Consider the following 17,288-nt stretch of genomic DNA (forward strand, 5'->3'; position numbering starts at 1 on the left):
ATCCCCTTCTTGGCGCAGGACATCCTGATCATCCTGCTGTTGATCGTGGCCAACGGTCTGTTCTCCGGCGCTGAAATCGCAATCATTTCGGCACGCCGTTATCGGCTAGAACAACTCTCCGAGAAGGGAGACCGCTCAGCCCGGGTGGCGCTGAGACTGGCCGAATCGCCTAATCAGTTTCTGTCCACGGTTCAGATCGGCATCACCTTGATCGGCATCCTCACCGGTGCGGTCGGTGGTGCCACCGTTGCTCGCCAGCTCGATTCCCTGCTGGAGCGCCTGCCTGTGCTGGCGCATTACAGCGAAGGGCTGAGCTTTGCGCTGGTGGTGGCCGTGATCACCTACTTATCGGTGGTAGTCGGCGAGCTGGTGCCCAAGCGCCTGGCCCTGGCCAATCCAGAGCGCCTGGCCTGCGCTATTGCACCCAGCATGCGCTGGCTGTCGCGGGCCAGCGGTCCGGTTGTCCATCTGCTCAGCAATTCGACCGAAGCCCTGATGAAGCTGCTGGGGGTTTCCACCACCAGCGAACCAGACATCACCGAAGACGAGATCAAGGCGATGATTCGTCAGGGTGCTGATTCGGGCGTGTTCGAAGAGGTCGAGCACGACATGGTGCAGCGGGTGCTGCGCCTTGGTGATCGCACCATCAAGACGTTGATGACCCCCCGCACTGACATCTGCTGGCTCGATGTCGAGGAGTCGCTGGAAACGAGCCTGCAGGGCATCCTCGAGAGCACCCATTCCCGTTTTCCGGTGGCCAGGGGCAACCTCGATGACTGCCTGGGAGTGGTGCGGGTCCGCACCCTGTTATCGGCAAAGATCACCGGCCAGTCGATCAACCTCGAAGAACTGATGCAGCCGCCACTGTTCATGGCCGAAAGCACCCGGGCTCTATCTGTTCTCGAGCAATTCAAGCGCACTGGTATTCACATTGCCCTGGTCACCGATGAGTTCGGCGGGATCGAGGGTCTTGTCACTCTCAATGACCTAATGGAGGGCATCGTTGGCGACCTGCCCTCGGTTGAAGATAGAGACGGACCCATGGTGGTGATCCGCGAAGACGGATCGTTGCTTGTCGACGGCGGCCTGGATCTCGACGCTTTTGCTGAGCTGATCGACCAGGACATCTTCCGCATTGATCAGAAGTGCCGATATCACACCCTGGCCGGGTTTGTGATGCATGTGCTCGAGCGCATCCCCCGCGAAGCCGACCATTTCGAGTGGCAGGGCTACCGCTTCGAGGTGGTGGATATGGATGGCAAGCGGGTCGACAAGCTGCTGGTCTCGCCCATCAACAGGGATACCCCCAGGGTGATTTCCCCTTCTCCATAGGCTGCTCACTCCAGGTGATGCACCGCATGCACCACCACGCCAAAGAGGCCTGAGCGATCAAAGACCTCCAGGTCCAAAGGAATTGCTGCCTCTCCTGGCCGCACCGGTTCAAGCAACCACTGCTCCCCCTGACGCAGTAGCGGCCGCATCAAGAAGCTGCCCTGGTGGGCAACGACAACGACATTGCCGGAGCGGGGCTCAACGCTGCGGTCGATCACCATCAGGTCGCCGTCCTTGATTCCGTGCTGGCGCATGCCATTGCCGCTGACCCGCATGTAGAAGGTGCAAACCGGGTTGGGAATCAGGGCGGCATGGAGATCCAAGCCCTCACCCAAAGAACCCTTGCAGTAGGGCACAGGCTCGCCAATGGGCAGATCGGACAACATCGAGACCTCAGCAGTAGTGCAGCCGTTCTACTGCTGGTGAGGTGGGCTGGCCCCCGGCGTCGCAATCCGCATCGAGGCACCGAAGGAGCTGCTCACTCCTCTTCTGTGCTGCCCAAAGGGATGAGCTTGATCTGCTTACGACCCAGCTTGATCTCGAACTCATCGCCTGGCTTGAGGTCGAGCAGGGCGGTGTAGGCCTTGCCCACCATGAGATTGCCGTTGAACTGGATCTTGGTCACGAAGCTGAGGCTGCGGCCACCCTTGCCACGGCCGGTGGTATCGGCACCAAGGCTTACCCCCTTAGCACCGAGCAGGGCCTCATAGAACGCGGTGAAGTTGAGGCGCTCGCCGCCGTCTTTCTTGGTGCTCACATAGCCGCACTCACGCACGAGATCTGACTTGGAGACATCGCCCAGCTCCTTGACCTTGGCGAGCAGTTCTGAACCGGTAATCATTTGATACTTGCGTGGTACCCAGAACATAACAAACCCACGTGCTGTGTCAATTCACTAAATCAATAGCCAAGCCTTTGCTTCTACTGGTTCCAGAGGCAACCAATAGCGCAGCTTCGCGATATTGCAAAAGGTGCGCGATATTGCAAAAGGTGATTGTCAGCGCAGGGATTCGCAGGCTTCTCCATCGCCATTGCCATCGAGATAGCTGTGCCCCTGGCGCAGCAGGTCCTGGGCTTTGGCATAGGAGCTGATCTCGCTGCAGCGCTAGCGGCGTCCGCGGCGGAAGTCCCAGGGCCGGGTGATGCCGCCCTCCACCTGCCAGACCCCATATCGGCGCCGGCTGGCACGGTATTCGGCGTCCAGATACTCCTGGGCATTACACCCACTGAGGTACTGGCGGTAGGCGAAGGCTTGGCCGTCTTCCACCATCGCCAGGTTGATGTTGATTTCTGCGATCACCTCCGCTACCGAGCGGCCATAGCGATCGGTGGTTTTGACCTCGAGCCTGATCTCCCGGCCGACAGGGAGCCGCTGCTGCAGGTAGCTGCGGGCCTGCTGGCCATACGTGCCTTGTGCCGTTTCCGGGGCGTCAATGCAGGCCAGCCTCACTGTCATGGCTTTGCTGGCCTGGCGGACGCGGATGGTGTCGCCATCGCCAATGGAGAGCACCATGGCCGTAACGCCCTGACCAGAGACACCAGCCGGCCAGGCAAGAGCCGTCAACGCCGCCACAACCAGCAATACCTTGCTTGCCATCGCTGGAGTTTGCACGGGCATCCTTTCCATTGGGCCTATGCATGGCCGCTGCGCCAGCCTGGAGCTCTGAACCAGCTCCCTCCACGGTGGGAGTTCCGGCCACTGGCCTGAGCTGGAGCGATGAGCACACCTGGATCGTCCAGCACTGATCCCTCCTGCTGCGAGCCCAGGGGCAAGACGATGCCTAGCCGCAGGCTTCTGCGAAGCAGCAAGGCCGGGATCAGCTCTCCAGACCCGTTTCTAGTTCCAACCCGGCTCGGCTGAGGTTCCAGCGGTAGATGGCGCTGGCCTCGGCGGAGCGGGCCACCTGGAGGTTGCGCTGGGCGATCAACAGTTCCGTGAGTGGGGAGAGGCCGGCTCGATACCGGAGCAGTGAATCCTGCACCGAACGCTCGCCGGCGGTGATGGCCGCCCGTGCGGCCCTGGTTTGGGACGCGGCTGCCCGGTGGGTGGCGAACCAGGTTTCCACGCTTTGGATGATGGCTTGCTGGGCCTGCTGGACGGTGATCTCCGTCTGGGCGGCGCGGCGCTGGGCCAGGGCGATCGACTCGCGTGTAAGACCGCCGTCATAGAGGGGCTGGCGCACGGTGATGGCGGCGCCCCAGTCGGTGAAGCTGCCGGAGGCACTGCTACTAGTGCTGACGGACGGCAAGGTCACGCTGGAACCATTGCTGGCGCTGATGTTGGGGGTGGCGCTCTGGTTTGGAATATCTAGCCAATTACCGCTGACGCCCCCACCCACCAGTAACCCCACGCTGGGCAGCCGGCCGGCCCGGGCCAGCTGCACTCTGGCGCGTTGGGCCTGCTGCAGCTGGATCAGACTTTCCAGGGCGGGGCGCTGCTCAAGGGCCTGGTTGATGCTGTCGCTCAGGCTGGGACTCCAGGCTGGATCGGGCTGGAGTGGATCGCCGGCTTCGACGCGCGTTTCGGCCGGAAGATTCAGCACCCGGGCCAGCGCACTCAGGGCGATGTCGTACTGGGCCTGAGCCTCGGCCAGCCCCTGGAGGTCGGTCTGCAGCAGGGCTTCCGCCTGAAAGGTGTCAATGCGAGGAGCCAGGCCTACACGCCGGATCGCGTTGACGTCGCTCAACACCCGCCGCGAAACCGACAGGGAGCTTTCCCAGACCGGGATCTGGGCGGCGCTCAGCTGGGCGGCGAGATAGCGGCTGAGGATGTCAAAGCGGGACCGCCGCTGCTGCTCCGCTTGCGCGGCGCGGGCCGCCTGCAGATCGGCCTGGGCCGCCTGCTGCAGAGGCCCCCGACCGAAATCCACCAAGGGCATGGTCAGGATCAGGCCCAGATTCACAAAGGTGTTGTTGATCAGGGCCGAACTGTCGGCACCGAGATTGAGGTTGAGATCGCCGATGGTGGGCAGGTTGGAGATGAAGCCGACGTCGGTCTTCACCTGGGCAAAGGTGCCCAGGGCCACCAGATCGAGTTTAGGTCGAAACCGGGAGCGGGCCAGGCCAACCAATGCCTGGTTTTCCTCCACCGTCAGCTCCTGACTGCGCAGGCTGAGGGAGCCGCCCAGGCCCAGCTCGAGAGCCTGCGCCCGGCTGAGCACCAGGGGAGGGGTGGCTGCCAGAACCCCCTGGCCCGGCGCCAGGCCGAGGATCACCGCTGCGAGCGCACTCATCCAGCGGGATCGCCGACGCAAAGCTGCAACAGGAAGAATTACGGGTACGGTAAGGCCACTTCCTCAGTGGCAGCGCAGCAGGGCGGCATGGCAGCAATGGACCGGGCGCTGAGCCTGCTGCCGATGGCTCTGGTGACGGCGATCAGTGGAGCCTGGGCCCTCTCGCCGAGCGTGGCCGTGAAGGTGGAGGGCAGTGCGGTGCTGCTGCAACCCGACAGCCGCGTCGGGTTTTACGCCCGATCGGCAGGCCAGGTGCAGGCCTTGCCCAGGCGGGTTGGCGATGCCGTGCGTCAAGGCGAGCTGCTGGCCACCTTGAATCGGGTGGACCAGGCGGCGCCGGGCGCTGGTGCGGTGGGTGCGAACCCCGATGCCCTGGTGCGGCAGGGGCAGGCCATCGTCCGTCAGCAGCAGGCGATCCGGGCCCAGATCGCTACCCTGCGCACCACCAACCAGCCGGTGCAGAAGCAGTTGCAGGCGCTCGAAACCCTGCGCCGCGATGAGGTGATCCCCCGGTACAGCCCGCTGTGGGTGGGAGCCCAGGACCTCTACCTGCGCAACCAGAGCCAGATCAAGGCCCTGGAGGGCCAGCTGGCCCAGCTCGATGCCAATCGGGCCGAACTGGAGGGGCAGGAGGATGCCCAAGCGGTGCTGGCACCGCGCGCTGGCTTGCTGTTGAGCCTGGCGGTCAGCCCTGGACAGGCGGTGCTGCCGGGCCAGCGGCTGGGCACCCTGGGCCCCGGGCCGCTGCAGGCCCGGCGTCCGCGGCTGGTCACGGCGCTGTTCAGCGATGCCGATGCGGTGCGCCTGCGGCTCGGCGAGTCGATCCAGCTGGATCCCCTGCTGCAGACCCGCGAGCGCTATGGAGGCACGGCTGAGCGCTACGGATCGCTGGAGGGAAAAATTGTGGCAATCTCGCCCGCCACCGCCGATTTAGCGGAGGTGAGCCGGGTGGTGGGGGATCCGGAGGTGGCGATGAGCCTGATTGCCCGCAGCCGCCAGGCGGCCTTTGGTGAGGGCGGTGACCCCCTGGCCACCGCCGCCGACAAGATCAGCTCGCCGGTGCAACTGGTCACCGTGGAATTGGAGCCGGCTGACAACCCGAGCGGCCTGCGCTGGAGCAGCGGCCGGGGGCCCGATCTACCGTTGGAGAACGGCACGCCCGCGCGGGCCAAGGTGGAGGTGGAGCGGCGCTCCCTGGTGAGCTTTGTGTTGCCGTTCCTGCGCTGGCTGGGGGGTGCGGAGCGATGAATAACCGTGAGCGTTGGTTGAGCCCCTGGCGTCAGCCTGCCCCCTGGATTGCGCTGCTGCTGCTGGTGATCGCCGCCATCAGCTCGCCGCCGCGGCTGTGGTTCTGGGTGGCGCTGCTGCTGGTGGTGTTGCTAGTGGGCTGGGCCAGGGCGTTGCGTTCCCCCCGCTCCTGAATGGTGCAGTTGCGCGGGGCCCTGGTGATCGCTCTGGCGGTTGGGCTGACCAGTGCCGTAGGCGATGGCATCAACCTCAGCGGTGAGGCCATCGCCTACGGCGCGGTGATCGCGGCAGTGATCGTGCGATCCGATTTCAGCCGTTGGCCCCTGGCGATCTACCCGGTGCTGCTGGTGGTGGTCGGTTTTTGCATGGCGATCGGCGTTGTGCTGGGGCTCGCCCTGAGTGCGGTGCCCCAGGTGTTTTTATTTGGGCTGGTGGCGGCGTTGATGCAGCTGTTCGCCCTGCTGCTGCCGGGGAAATTGCGGATGCTCTCGGGCGTTGTGGCGGTGGCGGGCGTGCTGCCGCTGCTGAGCAGCGCACCCAGCTGGAGTGACTGGGGCCAGGAGTTGCTGGCGATTGCCCTGGGCATGGCGATCGGCACGGCGCTGCAGCTGGCCTTCTCCCCTGCCGTGATCCCCGCCTCTGAGAGCCCCGCAGCGGGCCCCGCCCCAGAACCGGCTGAGCCGCCTCTGGCGGAGCGGGTGATGGCAGGCCTGCGGTCGCCGTTCTTCTGGCGCAAGCTCGTGTTTGCCAGCCTGGCCCTGGCCATCGGCCAGGGGGTGGGCGCGACCACCCCGAAATATCTCTATTTCGGGGTGGTGCTGTTGCTGAACGACAGCATCGGCGACACCCTCGGCCGGGTGCGCGACCGGATGGTGGGTGTGTCGTTCGGCATTCTGATGCCGTTGTTGGTGTTCAACACCCTGGGGATCGGGGCGATGCAGAACGGCCTGGTGATGGGCGGCACGGCTGCGTTGGTGATGGCGTTGAACAAGGCGAGTTATCTGCGCACGGCGTTGATCTCCAGCGGGGTGGCGTTTGTGGGCTACGGGCCGCTGGTGGCTTGGTATATCCCGAACCGCTGGATTGATTACCTGATGGGCTGTGGTCTGGCGCTGGCCGTGGGGCTGCTGCTGTTTCCCAACAGTGCGCTGCGTCGCTACAACCAACTCAGGGCAGATCCGGCCGCCAGCAGCGAGCAGCTGCAACGGCTGCTGCCGGCGGCGCGGGAGGAAGCGCGCTGGCTCGGGGTGCCCTTGGCTGAGCCGCTCCCACCAGCGTTATCGGCCAAGGATTCTGCCTGATGGAGCGCATCCCGTTGCTGCAGCGCCATCGCCGGCTTGCGGCTGCCGTTGCCCTGGGCGTGCTGGCCGCGGCCGCACCGGCTTGGGGCCAGGGCCGGCAACCCCAGGCCCCTGGAATGTGCCTGGGGTTGCCGGCGCAGCTGGGCATCGCGGTGGGCATGCTGATCCTCACCTCCCTGATTCACACGCTGGTGACGGTGATCCAGGCGGAGTGCACCCACCGGCAACGGCTCGACGCCTGGTGTGCGCCGCGCAGCCGGCGGCGTCTGTTGATGATTCTGGCCATGGCCCTGCTCACCGCCCTAGCGCTGTGGGTGGAAATCCTGCTCTGGGCCCTGCTGTATCAGGGGCTTGGCTTGTTTTCGGGGTTGGAGGGCAGCCTCTATTTCTCCGGCATCACCTTCACCACGGTTGGCTATGGCGACATGACCCTGCCGGCATGCTGGCGCCTGCTCAGCGTTGCCGAGGCGGTGAATGGGGTGTTGATGGCGGGCTGGAGCACGGCCCAGCTGGTGTATGTGGTGCAGCGGATTATCACGATGCGGCTGGAAGTGGAGGGGCGCCTGCCCAGCCCGTCTAGATCCCAAGGTGGTGCGCCGGATTAAGCGCAGCCACCGGCATGACGATCTACGTGCTCAGCGGTCTGTTCTTCAGAGCTTTGCTTGCGGTGCCTTAGCCCTGCTCCCAGCGGAAGCCTTGATCTTCCCAGGCTTTCGGATCTTCGATCGGCTCGAGATGAGTGAACACATGCGTGCGGGTCAAGGTGGCCGCCACCTTGTGCTCCAACTGATCGCAGAGGTCGTGGCCTGCCTGCACGCTCCAGTGACCAGGCACGAGCACGTGGAATGACACGAAGCGACGGGAACCAGCCACGCGGGTGCGCAGCGCATGGAATTTGATCTCGTCTGTTTCACAGCTGGCCAGCAGATCTTCGAGAACCTGTTGCTCGGGATCGGACAGGGAGCGATCCAGCAGGCCGGAGGCGGTTTCGTGAAACAGCTTCCAGCCAGTGACGACGATGTTCAGCGCCACGGCGATCGCAATCAGGGGGTCGAGAATCGTCAGGCCGGTGAGCTTCACCAGGCCGATGCCCAGAACCACACCGAGGGAGGTCCAGACGTCGGTGAGCAGATGGTTGGCATCGGCGCGCAGGGTGATCGAATCAAAGCGCCGCGAGGCTTTCAACAGCACCCAGGCCACCAGACCATTCAGCGCGGTTGCCAGCAGGGAAATGACCAGGCCGATGCCCAGCTGCTCCAGCGGTTGGGGCTGCTGCAGGCGGCCAATGGCGGTGTGCATGATGGCGAGAGCTGCCACCACGATCAGCACACTTTCCAGGCCGCTGGAGAAGTATTCAGCCTTGAAGTGGCCGTAGGGGTGGCTGCGATCGGCAGGTTTGGCCGCGAGGGTGAGCGCCCAGATCGCGCCAAGGGCTGCGACCAGGTTCACGCCCGACTCCATGGCATCGGAGAGCAGGCCCACCGACCCGGTCAGGCGCCAGGCCAGCGTTTTCAGCACGATCGTCGCGACCGCTGCTGCCGTCGACAGCAGCATGTATTGGCGGGGGGACGCGAAGACCATGGGCGCGGGAAGTGCTCTCTCAGCTAAGCCAGTGTTGGTGATGGCGGACCAGACTGCTTGTCGTGGCGGCGACGGAAGGCGGTTTCCGATTGGATCAGCCTTTTGCCTACTCGAGCGCTAGTAGGCCAAGGCAATAGGGAAGGCCACCTCCGGCGCCCAGGCCCGCTGACGCACCAGGTCGCCACTCCAGCCCTCATAAAGCTCCCCAGATGACGTTCAACACAATTCAAAGAGCAGCAGGTCTGCTCCACCTGACCCTGCAGTGAAGCCCTCCAGCTTGCCGGCGTCGTAGCCCAGACCATCACCCTGCTGCAGGGGATGGCCATTGGCCTCCCCGGCCCCATCAATCAGCTGGATCCAGCCCTGGCGGCCTGTGCCAATGGCCAGGCTGCGCGTCTCGCCTGCACCTGGCTGAGCCCGCCAGAGGCGCACCGGCCGGTGGATCGCCATGGCGCCATCGGCCTGCTCGGGATCCAGCAGGGGAGTCCAGCCGGGACCGATGGCGAAGGGTTTCTGCTCGTAGTCCGGGGCGATGCCGGTGCTACTGGGCACGATCCAGATCTGCAGCAGCCGGCATGGCTTATCGCCCTGGTTGATTTCGCTGTGCACCACACCGGTGCCTGCGCTCATGCGCTGCACCTCGCCGACGCGCAGCACCTCGGCGTGGCCCATCGAGTCGCAATGGTTGAGCTGGCCCTCCACCATCACGGTCAGGATCTCCATGTCGCGGTGGGGGTGCATGCCGAAGCCTGTGCCGGCGGCGATCGTGTCGTCGTTGATCACCCGCAGCGGCCCATAGCCCATCCAGGCTGGGTCGTAATGACTGGAAAAGGAAAAGCTGTGCCAGCTGTCGAGCCAGTCGAGCTGGCTGTGGAAACGCTCGGCGGCCGGGCGAAATACCAGGCCTGAGGAGGTGGTCATGGTTGGGAAATATGGATGTGGTGCAGGTGCGTGATCAGATCAGCGATGGAGTCGTCCTTGGCCGGATTGTCGCTGTTGCTCGACAGCTGGCGGCCCACCACATGGGCACCGAGATGGGCCAGCTGCAGCCTCATGGCCGTGAGCACGCCATAGCCGCCGCCGCCGGAGTGGGTGGCGATCACCACGGGGCGGCAGTTGAAGAGGGCCCGGAAGTCGCTGCCCTGCACCGACAGCCAGGCGATTGCACTGGTGAGCACCGGCGGGATCGAGCCGTTGTATTCCGGCGAGCAGATCACCCAGCGCGGAGAGGCTGCCAGCTGGGCCTCCAACGCCGCCAACACTGGCGGTGTGCCGGCGGCCTGGGCTCGCGGGGTGAAAAGCGGCAGGTTCATGGTGGTGAGATCGAGCACGGCAGCGCTTTGGCCCTGCTGGCGGGCGGCCGCTGCGAAGCGCTCAGCCAGCTGCAGGTTATGGCCGTTGCTAGCGGCGATCACCAGTACATCTGTGGAGGTTGGGGTACTCATGGCTGGGGCTCCAGGGTGGAGTAATTGGTATAGCCAGCGTGGCCGGTGCGGAAGCAGCTGGCGAAATCCGGGGCAATGAGGGGCGCCAGCACCGTATCGATTGTCGAACTGCTGCTTAACGACTGGACAGGCAGTATCAGCGCTGGCGTTGCCTGGTTCGTGTTTCTGCTGATGGAGCTACGGCTGCCCTTAGCCCGCAGCCCGAGGACTTATCCGCAGCTCGGGATAGCCGGTGGCAGTATCCAGTTCCCGCCAGAAATGCCATTCCGGCAGCAGGCAAACCACCAACTCGGTGGTGGTGCGCACCAGGGAGCCGGTGCAGAGGTGGCCGCCGATCACGGCGCCCCTGCTGTCGGCCACAGCAATGTGCAGATGGGCGCCATCGGGCGAAAGGGTGCCGGCCAGGCTGAGTATCTCCAGCTCACCGTGGATGGTCGTGTCCTCAGCAGCCCCCGCAAAGGGCAGCTGGGCGACCGAGAGGCTGCCCACGGCGCTAATCACGCAGCCCGCCTGCTCCTGCTGCTCGCCCATCCAGGTTTCCAGCGTCTGCCGGAGGTCGTCTCCCGGCGCAAGCCGCAGCGGCACCACCTTCATGGGGTTGGCCCCTCCACAAGCCCCTGGACCATCACCAAGGCATCCACATAGCCGGCATTGGCCACATGGGCGCCGAGGCGCAGGGAGTTGGGCTTGAGGTAAAAAGTGCCCACCCCATCCCCATAGCCAAAACAAATTAATTGACCAGAACTAAACAGTAAGCAGTAAGCAGTAAGCAGTAAGCAGTAAGCAGTAAATATTCAGCTCACCAGCTCCAACTCCTCAAGCAATCGCCGTTGGGCCGCAGCGGGCACAAAGCGGTGGGCCGCCATGGCGCCGCTCACGGCTACGGGGGGTACGCCAATTCCGGGGAATACGCCCGCACCGCAGAGCGCCAAGCCTTTGATCGGGGTGCCGCCGCCGGGGAAGGCTCCGCGGTTGGCGGGCCAGGCGGGGCCATAGCTGCCCTGGTGCACCCGCAGGAAGTCGCGATGGCTGAGGGGGGTTCCCTGCAGCTCAAGCACCACCCGCTCGTGCCAATCGGGCACCAGTTGATCGAAAACGCCATGGAACACACCGCAACGCTCGCGGCGCAGCTCCTCATAGGCGGGGGTGCCCCGCTCCAGATCCTTCCATAGCTCCCAGGGTTCGTTGGCTGGCGTGTATCCGTGCAACACCTGGTGGCCCGGCGGTGCCAGGGAGGGATCCAGCCGCGACGGCATCGACAGCACCACCATGTTGCGCTCAGCCCTGATGCCCCGCTGCCAATCTCCCACCCACACATGGTGGATGGGCAGCTCGGCCAGGCCTTCATCTTTGAAAGCCAGGTGCCAGTGAAGAAAGCTGGGACAAGCCGGCGCAGCCAGAAGCTTCTGGCGCCAACGCTCCGGTGCACTGCCCTTACCCAGCAGGGCGGCCGTATCCCATGGGCTGGCATTACTAATAACTCCGTGGCGGGCGTTCAGCCGTTCGCCGCTGACAAGGCGCACCCCCGTGGCCCGCCCCCCCGACAGTTCGATTTCAGCCACCGCCGCGCCCGTGCGCAGCTCGCCCCCATGGCGGCGGATGCCCCGCACCAATGCGTCCACCACGGCGGGGCTGCCACCTATCGGGTAGTCCAACCCCGCATCGGGCTCAAACCACTCGCCAAACAGGGTGGCCATGGCGGCTGCACTGGTCTGATCAGGCTCCAGGCCGGAGATCAGAAAACACAGCATCTCCACCCAATGGAGCAGAAAGGGATCGCGCAGATGGCGGCGGGCCATAGGCCCAAAAGCTCCGCCCAGCGCTGCCAGCTGGCCCGCCTGGCCGATCAGCCCCAACCCCTGGCTGCCAAGAGTGGTGAGCAGGCCAGCACCGGGGCGCAGGGCCAACAGCGGCAGCGATCCGGCGGCGCGGCACAACGGGGCCATGGCCACCAGAAAGTCCTGCCATTCAGCGGCGACCGCTGGCCCCCGCAGGCTGCGGAGCACCTCCAGAAATGGATCCAAACCCACGCCAACCCGAAGATTGCCCTCGGGCAACAGCAGGCCCCACTCCGAGTAGCGGGTCACCGGCACGCTTTCACCCACGGCCCGCAGCACCTGGGCCAGGGGGTTGGCACTAGGCCAGCGGCCCAGCCCGCTCCAAAGCGAGGGGCCAGACTCGAAGTGGAAGGGTCCCCGTCGAAAACCATGGGCGGCGCCGCCGGGCTGGCTGTGGGCCTCCAGCACCTGCACCTCCAGCCCGTGGCGCGAGGCGATGGCGGCGGCACAAAGGCCCCCCAGGCCACTGCCGATCACGATTAGATCCGGCATCGCCCCTCTCGCTCGCGGCAGCAAAGCAAGCAAGCGTCCCTACTTAGCAGCGTCAGATCAACCATCAACCCGACCCTAAGAGGCGCGATAGGCCCACGGGTTGGCGCCAACACCTACAGGGTCAGATTTGGACACACTGCACTTGTGCTTCGCGTCCGGTGCTGGCGAGCATGACTTACAGAAAATCAAGCATGTTCAAAATTAGAAGCAAACCGGGGTTTTGGTCACCCCAAACGGCTGCTAGGAGTTAAATGTATGGCGAACAAAATCCACTCCCGTGATGGGCATCCCACCTGTTCACCCCAATGAGAGCAACCCAAGGCAGGGCGCTTGTTCCACCAATAATCTGAGCCCAGAGTGTTGCGCCATTCTGGAGCGCATTCCTGGGGCAGGGCTGAAAGGGCCGGGCTATCCGGAAAATGTGTTGGGCCAGCTGATGCACAGCCCAGACCTGCTTGCCCCCTTTCTGAATTGGTGGGTCACCAGCAAGAGCTCGATGTCGTTCGGTGAGCGGCAGCAGGAGTTGGTAATCCTGCGGATTGGCTGCCTCTATGCAAGCGATTACGTCTGGAAGCACCACGTTTTAGTGGCCAAGGAGTTTGGTGCCAGTGATGAGGAAATTGAAGCGGTGCGGATGGGTCGCTTTGAGGCTTTCAACGGCCTTGAGAGGGCCTTGCTCACGCTGACAGAAGCCATGGTGGAAGAGCGCACCGTATCTGCTGAACTTTGGTCTGAATACGGCAGCCAATTAAGCGCCCAGCAGGTGGTGGATCTGATCGGCTTGGTTTCCCAGTACGTACTGTTCGCCCTCACCAACAACGTGTTGCAGGTGCCGATTAAAACATCGATGCCCCATGTACCTGGCTTAACCCAACCATAGACAATCACCACTGGCGCAGTTAAGCCACACTTTGCTGAGGAATTGCTAGCCATGAAGCAGACTTAATCAAAGGAAAAGTAAATGGCCCCAGGAACCACTGTGGTGGTGGGAGCTGCCCACGGCATCGGTGCAGCAATCGCCCGTCGTGTTGCCGGGGAGGCCTGGACCGACAGGCGCGTGATCGCTGGCATTTCCGATGAGCCAATGGATGCTCTGGCCAACGAATTGCGCCGTGATGATCTACAAGTGGATGTGGTACAAGTTGGCCTCGCCGATCAAACCTCCATTGCGGCGCTCGTGGTTGCAACCGCAGAGGCCGAGCAGGTAGCTGCGGCGGCGACCTCTTTGTTGTCTCCTGATTCGGCGCAAATTGCCTTTCACGATCTTTACATCGATGGCGGCGAGACCCTCGGGATTTAAGCCCCTCACTTCTAATTGAAGGGATCCCGTGGCTGGCTCAGCAATTACAGCCACCTCAGGGATTTTGTTTTGTAAGTACTGATTGCGGGCTAAAGCGCACTCAGTAGTAGCGGCTGAATCAGTCCCCACATGGGCCAGAAACCGCAGTAGCTCGCTCTGGGACACGGCAGCTCAGCAATACCTGCAACATAAAATTGCCGGGAGGAGCTTCACTGGCTCTTGAAGCGATAGCCGCCTGATTACCAGCCCAGCGGGCTTCCTTCAAGTGAAGTTGAAGGACTGGGGAGAGATTGCCTCACCACAGGCCTCGGATCGGCTGGGGCTCTGGGGCCGGCACTACCACCGGAGCTGGGGCGGGCTCGGGCTGAGGGGCAGGGGCCGGAACGGCCGCCACGCTGCGGGTGGCACCGCCCCAGCGGAACTTGACGCCACCACCCACGTCCCAGGCGGTGCCACCGGAATACAACCCGGCGCCGCCCCGCACATAGAAGGTGGTGTTGTCGCTGAGGGTGTAGGCCAGTTGCCCCTGCAGGCCAAGGCCACTGCTCTGCACCAGGGAGCCGGTGGCCTGGGTGGCCTGGCTGCCGCTGCCGCTGCTGACCACCGTGGCGGGCTCTCCGCCTAGGAAGCCAGCGCCCAGCCAGCTCACCCGCAAGGATGGTGTGATCAGGTTCTTGCCTTGCTGCATCGGCGCCCGCCAGGTGAAACCGATGTCGGCGGTGCCAACGGTGCTGCTGCTGGAGGGCAGCAAAAAGCTCTGGTTGGTGGTGCCATCGGGAATGCTCACCTGGCCGAAGGACAGGCTGGAGGTAGTGAGTAGGGCGCTGGGTTCGAGCAACTGGGTGTCGGACAGACGGATGCGTCCACCAAAATTCAGTGCCGTGTTGAAAGCACTGCCACTGCCGGAAGGGGAGCTGGTGCGGACACCGGCGGCATTACTGCTGCTGATGGCAAAGGGTTGTTGGCTGCTCAACCCATCGCCACCGATCGCAGCACTGATGAACCAGTCCGGACGGGACCACTGGGCAAACAGACCGCCGCCGCCCCAGGTGAGATCGGAGGATTGGCCGCTGAAGCTGGTGCCGTTGATGAACAGGGAGCCTCCATCGGCCGAGCCCTGACCAAAGCGTCCGAAGACGCCGGCAACGAGATCACGGCTGAAGGCGTAATCGAGCCGGAGGCCCAGCTGGGCCCCGTCGAAACCGGCCTGCCCGGCACCGGCACGCCGAATGGCAGCGGCGGCAACAGCACCGGCAGCACCACCCCGGGTGCCTCCGGCACCGCCACGGGCGAGCGGGATGGCAGTGGTGGCAGCCTCAACAACTACGCCAAAAGCGCCAGCCAGTCGGTGGTGAGCCAGGCCCTGGATGCCATCAAGAGCACCCGGCTCACCTCCGAGGCCCACACCAGCGGCAACGACGTGGTGATCGGCGAGATCGTGCGCTATCGGCTCAAGACGGACCTCCCCCAGGGGACCGTGGGCAAAGCGACCATGCGCGACGTCCTGCCCTCCGGACTGACCTTCCTGGCCGACAACACGGCAAAACTGGCCTTCGTCGCCGCCAATGCTGCCGATCTGAGCTGGAACCAGGGGGTGATCGATCCGTACTACCTGCCGAGCATCGGCAACAACAACACGGTGATCCCCACCGCCAGCTACGCGCCAACGATCGCGGGGCAGACGCTGAGCTGGGATCTGGGAGAGCTCGTGAACCGCAACACCGATCCGACGCAGATCGAATCGGTGCTGATCGAGTTCAACGCCCTGGTGGCGAACGTGGCCGGCAACCAGGCCGGCACCACCATCACCAACAGCTTCATCGCCAGCGCCGGCCTCAACGGCGCTGTGGCGGAGAGCACCTCGAGCGCCCCGCCCCTATTGGTGCGAGAACCACTGCTGCAGACCGACAAGACGGTGGTGCTCCAGAAGACCGGGGCCAGCGGCAACGCCAACCCCACCCCCGGCGACACCCTCGTCTACACCGTGGTCATCCGCAACACGGGTACGGCCAAGGCCTTCAACCTCAGCGTTGACGACAATCTCGATGCCCTAGGCATCAACTTCGATCTCAGCGGAGCGCCCACCGTTGTGCAGAGCCAGCCGGCGGCGCCAGCGGTGATCGACACCTCGATCTTCAGCGGCAGCAACGGCCTGAGCGACCGCATCCAGCTAGAGGTGCCTGAGCTGGACATCAACCAGTCGGTCACCATCACCTATCAGGGGGTATTGGCAGCGACCCTGCCACCGGGCACAGCCCTCTCCAACAGTGCCAGTGTCAGCTACACCAGCCTGCCGGGCACAGGCACAGCCAACGGCAGCGACGGCAACAGCACCGGCAGCAGCACTCCAGGGGCATCGGGCGCTGCCAACGGCGAGCGCAACGGCAGCGATGGGCCGGGCGCTCTGAACGACTATCTCAGCAGTAAGACCGTGATCCTTGTCGCCAACCGCCCTCCGGTGGCAGCGAACGACACCGGCGCCGCGATCGAAGCCGGTGGTCGCTTCAACAGCGTCGCCGGCTCCAACGCCAACGGCAACCTGCTGAGCAACGACAGCGACCCCGATCCCGCCGATAACCCGCTGACCATCAAGGGAACGGTGACCGGCATCCGAACGGGAGCCAGCGAGGGAGCGGGCAGCGCTGGGACCCTGGGATCGCCACTGATGGGAATCTACGGGCAGCTGATTGTCAATGTCGACGGCAGCTTCACCTACAACATCGACAACAATCACCCCATTGTTGATGCCCTCGATCCTGGCGCCAGCCTCAGCGAATCGTTCAACTACACCGTCTCCGATGGGGCGTTGAGCGATATCGGGCTGCTCACCATCACGATCCAGGGCGTCAATGACGCCCCCGTGGCAGACGACGACAACGGCGTGTCCATCGAAGCGGGGGGCACCCTCAACGGCACCCCCGGGGCGGATGCCAGCGGCAATGTGATCAGCAACGATCGCGATGTTGACAACGCCGATGGCAACAATCTGGTGGCACCACCCCAGGGCAAGGTGTTGTCGTTCCGCACCGGAGGCAATGAGGGATCCGGAACCACGGGCAACCTGGGTGCGGCACTCAAGGGCCTGTATGGCTCGCTGACACTCAATGCCGATGGCTCCTACCACTATGTGCTGGACAACAGCAACCCCACGGTGGATGCACTCAAACCCGGTGACACACTCACCGAGTTGTTCAATTACACCCTGCTGGATCACCCGGGTGGCCTGAGTGATACCGCTGTTCTGACCCTCACGATCCTGGGCAGCAATGATGCCCCGGTTGCGTTTAACGATGTAGGTGCGGCGATTGAGGCAGGCGGCACCCTAAACGGCACCCCTGGAGCTAATGCCAGCGGCAACGTGCTGGTCAACGACACCGATGTCGACTCCAAAGACACGCCCGCGCGCAACGGCTTCGTCGAATCCTTCCGCACCGGAGCGACCGAGGGATCAGGCACAGCCGGCACCATCGGTGCGCCCTTGCAGGGCCTGTATGGATCGATCACCTTCCAGGCCAACG

The 17,288-nt window shown here is 64.1% G+C and carries 19 protein-coding genes; 8 read left to right on the top strand and 11 right to left on the bottom strand.

Annotated features, from left to right (window positions below; all coding sequences use genetic code 11):
• Nucleotides 1–9 precede the first annotated feature (9 nt).
• Nucleotides 10–1,332 carry a hemolysin family protein gene (locus KBY85_RS09160; protein WP_254961193.1) on the top strand — a complete coding sequence of 441 codons (1,323 nt, stop codon included), beginning with the start codon at nt 10–12 and terminating at the stop codon, nt 1,330–1,332.
• A 5-nt stretch (nt 1,333–1,337) separates the two neighbouring features.
• On the opposite strand, the gene KBY85_RS09165 is transcribed toward KBY85_RS09160, so the two are convergent.
• The 5 genes from KBY85_RS09165 to KBY85_RS09185 form a co-directional block, all read right to left on the bottom strand.
• The gene (locus KBY85_RS09165) at nt 1,338–1,718 is read right to left on the bottom strand and encodes a LexA family transcriptional regulator (protein WP_254961194.1); all 381 of its coding nucleotides are present in this window, start codon (nt 1,716–1,718) and stop codon (nt 1,338–1,340) included.
• 92 nt (nt 1,719–1,810) lie between these two features.
• On the bottom strand, nt 1,811–2,173 hold the full coding sequence (locus KBY85_RS09170) for an AbrB family transcriptional regulator (protein ID WP_254961212.1): 363 nt from the start codon (nt 2,171–2,173) through the stop codon (nt 1,811–1,813).
• Nucleotides 2,174–2,329: 156 nt separating this feature from the next.
• Complete coding sequence (locus tag KBY85_RS09175; protein ID WP_254931854.1) at nt 2,330–2,425, bottom strand: excalibur calcium-binding domain-containing protein; 96 nt, start codon at nt 2,423–2,425, stop codon at nt 2,330–2,332.
• A gap of 12 nt (nt 2,426–2,437) precedes the next feature.
• Nucleotides 2,438–2,929: a thermonuclease family protein gene (locus tag KBY85_RS09180; protein ID WP_254931845.1), complete on the bottom strand. Its 492-nt coding sequence runs from the start codon at nt 2,927–2,929 to the stop codon at nt 2,438–2,440.
• A gap of 220 nt (nt 2,930–3,149) precedes the next feature.
• The gene (locus KBY85_RS09185) at nt 3,150–4,565 is read right to left on the bottom strand and encodes a TolC family protein (protein WP_254931846.1); all 1,416 of its coding nucleotides are present in this window, start codon (nt 4,563–4,565) and stop codon (nt 3,150–3,152) included.
• A gap of 66 nt (nt 4,566–4,631) precedes the next feature.
• On the opposite strand from KBY85_RS09185, the gene KBY85_RS09190 reads away from it, so the two are divergent.
• The 4 genes from KBY85_RS09190 to KBY85_RS09205 are packed head-to-tail and all read left to right on the top strand — an operon-like array spanning nt 4,632 to nt 7,719.
• The gene (locus KBY85_RS09190; protein WP_254961195.1) at nt 4,632–5,813 is read left to right on the top strand and encodes an HlyD family efflux transporter periplasmic adaptor subunit; all 1,182 of its coding nucleotides are present in this window, start codon (nt 4,632–4,634) and stop codon (nt 5,811–5,813) included.
• Nucleotides 5,810–5,986, top strand: a complete 177-nt coding sequence (locus KBY85_RS09195) for a hypothetical protein (protein WP_254961196.1) — start codon at nt 5,810–5,812, stop codon at nt 5,984–5,986. Before KBY85_RS09190 ends, KBY85_RS09195 begins: the two co-directional genes overlap by 4 nt.
• Complete coding sequence (locus tag KBY85_RS09200) at nt 5,987–7,114, top strand: FUSC family protein (protein WP_254961197.1); 1,128 nt, start codon at nt 5,987–5,989, stop codon at nt 7,112–7,114. It begins immediately after the preceding gene.
• Entirely contained in the window at nt 7,114–7,719 is a 606-nt protein-coding gene (locus tag KBY85_RS09205; protein WP_254961198.1) for a potassium channel family protein, read from the top strand. Before KBY85_RS09200 ends, KBY85_RS09205 begins: the two co-directional genes overlap by 1 nt.
• A gap of 67 nt (nt 7,720–7,786) precedes the next feature.
• Here the strand turns inward: KBY85_RS09205 and KBY85_RS09210 are convergent, their stop codons facing one another.
• The 5 genes from KBY85_RS09210 to KBY85_RS09230 form a co-directional block, all read right to left on the bottom strand.
• The gene (locus KBY85_RS09210; protein WP_254961199.1) at nt 7,787–8,695 is read right to left on the bottom strand and encodes a cation diffusion facilitator family transporter; all 909 of its coding nucleotides are present in this window, start codon (nt 8,693–8,695) and stop codon (nt 7,787–7,789) included.
• Between the two features lie 216 nt (nt 8,696–8,911).
• Nucleotides 8,912–9,616: a pirin-like bicupin family protein gene (locus KBY85_RS09215; RefSeq protein ID WP_254961200.1), complete on the bottom strand. Its 705-nt coding sequence runs from the start codon at nt 9,614–9,616 to the stop codon at nt 8,912–8,914.
• Nucleotides 9,613–10,140 (bottom strand): NADPH-dependent FMN reductase, encoded by a 528-nt coding sequence (locus tag KBY85_RS09220; protein ID WP_254961201.1) that lies wholly within the window; start codon nt 10,138–10,140, stop codon nt 9,613–9,615. The genes KBY85_RS09215 and KBY85_RS09220 overlap by 4 nt, the downstream gene beginning before the upstream one ends.
• A 189-nt stretch (nt 10,141–10,329) precedes the next feature.
• On the bottom strand, nt 10,330–10,734 hold the full coding sequence (locus tag KBY85_RS09225) for a PPC domain-containing DNA-binding protein (RefSeq protein WP_254961202.1): 405 nt from the start codon (nt 10,732–10,734) through the stop codon (nt 10,330–10,332).
• Nucleotides 10,735–10,934: 200 nt separating this feature from the next.
• A complete protein-coding gene (locus KBY85_RS09230) occupies nt 10,935–12,470 on the bottom strand; it encodes an NAD(P)/FAD-dependent oxidoreductase (RefSeq protein ID WP_254961203.1) in 1,536 nt (511 codons plus the stop codon).
• A gap of 436 nt (nt 12,471–12,906) precedes the next feature.
• Between KBY85_RS09230 and KBY85_RS09235 the strand changes: the two genes are divergently transcribed.
• Nucleotides 12,907–13,350: a carboxymuconolactone decarboxylase family protein gene (locus KBY85_RS09235; protein ID WP_254961204.1), complete on the top strand. Its 444-nt coding sequence runs from the start codon at nt 12,907–12,909 to the stop codon at nt 13,348–13,350.
• Nucleotides 13,351–13,431: 81 nt separating this feature from the next.
• The gene (locus KBY85_RS09240; RefSeq protein WP_254961205.1) at nt 13,432–13,770 is read left to right on the top strand and encodes an SDR family NAD(P)-dependent oxidoreductase; all 339 of its coding nucleotides are present in this window, start codon (nt 13,432–13,434) and stop codon (nt 13,768–13,770) included.
• Between the two features lie 295 nt (nt 13,771–14,065).
• Here KBY85_RS09240 and KBY85_RS09245 read toward each other — a convergent pair whose 3' ends face one another.
• Nucleotides 14,066–14,743, bottom strand: a complete 678-nt coding sequence (locus KBY85_RS09245) for a hypothetical protein (RefSeq protein WP_254961206.1) — start codon at nt 14,741–14,743, stop codon at nt 14,066–14,068.
• Between KBY85_RS09245 and KBY85_RS09250 the strand changes: the two genes are divergently transcribed.
• On the top strand, nt 14,732–17,288 hold a 2,557-nt coding region (locus tag KBY85_RS09250), incomplete at its 3' end, for a VCBS domain-containing protein (protein WP_254961207.1). The genes KBY85_RS09245 and KBY85_RS09250 overlap by 12 nt on opposite strands.

The sequence above is a fragment of the Cyanobium sp. BA5m-10 genome, assembly GCF_024346255.1.
Lineage (GTDB): Bacteria > Cyanobacteriota > Cyanobacteriia > PCC-6307 > Cyanobiaceae > Cyanobium_A > Cyanobium_A usitatum.

Bases quoted from the DNA above. Each gene is read 5' to 3' on its own strand.
- KBY85_RS09235 (WP_254961204.1), top strand. From the start codon at position 12,907: ATGCACAGCCCAGACCTGCTTGCCCCCTTTCTGAATTGGTGGGTCACC.
- KBY85_RS09220 (WP_254961201.1), bottom strand. From the start codon at position 10,140: ATGAGTACCCCAACCTCCACAGATGTACTGGTGATCGCCGCTAGCAAC.
- KBY85_RS09165 (WP_254961194.1), bottom strand. From the start codon at position 1,718: ATGTTGTCCGATCTGCCCATTGGCGAGCCTGTGCCCTACTGCAAGGGT.
- KBY85_RS09200 (WP_254961197.1), top strand. From the start codon at position 5,987: ATGGTGCAGTTGCGCGGGGCCCTGGTGATCGCTCTGGCGGTTGGGCTG.
- KBY85_RS09195 (WP_254961196.1), top strand. From the start codon at position 5,810: ATGAATAACCGTGAGCGTTGGTTGAGCCCCTGGCGTCAGCCTGCCCCC.
- KBY85_RS09205 (WP_254961198.1), top strand. From the start codon at position 7,114: ATGGAGCGCATCCCGTTGCTGCAGCGCCATCGCCGGCTTGCGGCTGCC.
- KBY85_RS09170 (WP_254961212.1), bottom strand. From the start codon at position 2,173: ATGATTACCGGTTCAGAACTGCTCGCCAAGGTCAAGGAGCTGGGCGAT.
- KBY85_RS09185 (WP_254931846.1), bottom strand. From the start codon at position 4,565: ATGAGTGCGCTCGCAGCGGTGATCCTCGGCCTGGCGCCGGGCCAGGGG.
- KBY85_RS09225 (WP_254961202.1), bottom strand. From the start codon at position 10,734: ATGAAGGTGGTGCCGCTGCGGCTTGCGCCGGGAGACGACCTCCGGCAG.
- KBY85_RS09210 (WP_254961199.1), bottom strand. From the start codon at position 8,695: ATGGTCTTCGCGTCCCCCCGCCAATACATGCTGCTGTCGACGGCAGCA.
- KBY85_RS09180 (WP_254931845.1), bottom strand. From the start codon at position 2,929: ATGGCAAGCAAGGTATTGCTGGTTGTGGCGGCGTTGACGGCTCTTGCC.
- KBY85_RS09240 (WP_254961205.1), top strand. From the start codon at position 13,432: ATGGCCCCAGGAACCACTGTGGTGGTGGGAGCTGCCCACGGCATCGGT.
- KBY85_RS09215 (WP_254961200.1), bottom strand. From the start codon at position 9,616: ATGACCACCTCCTCAGGCCTGGTATTTCGCCCGGCCGCCGAGCGTTTC.
- KBY85_RS09230 (WP_254961203.1), bottom strand. From the start codon at position 12,470: ATGCCGGATCTAATCGTGATCGGCAGTGGCCTGGGGGGCCTTTGTGCC.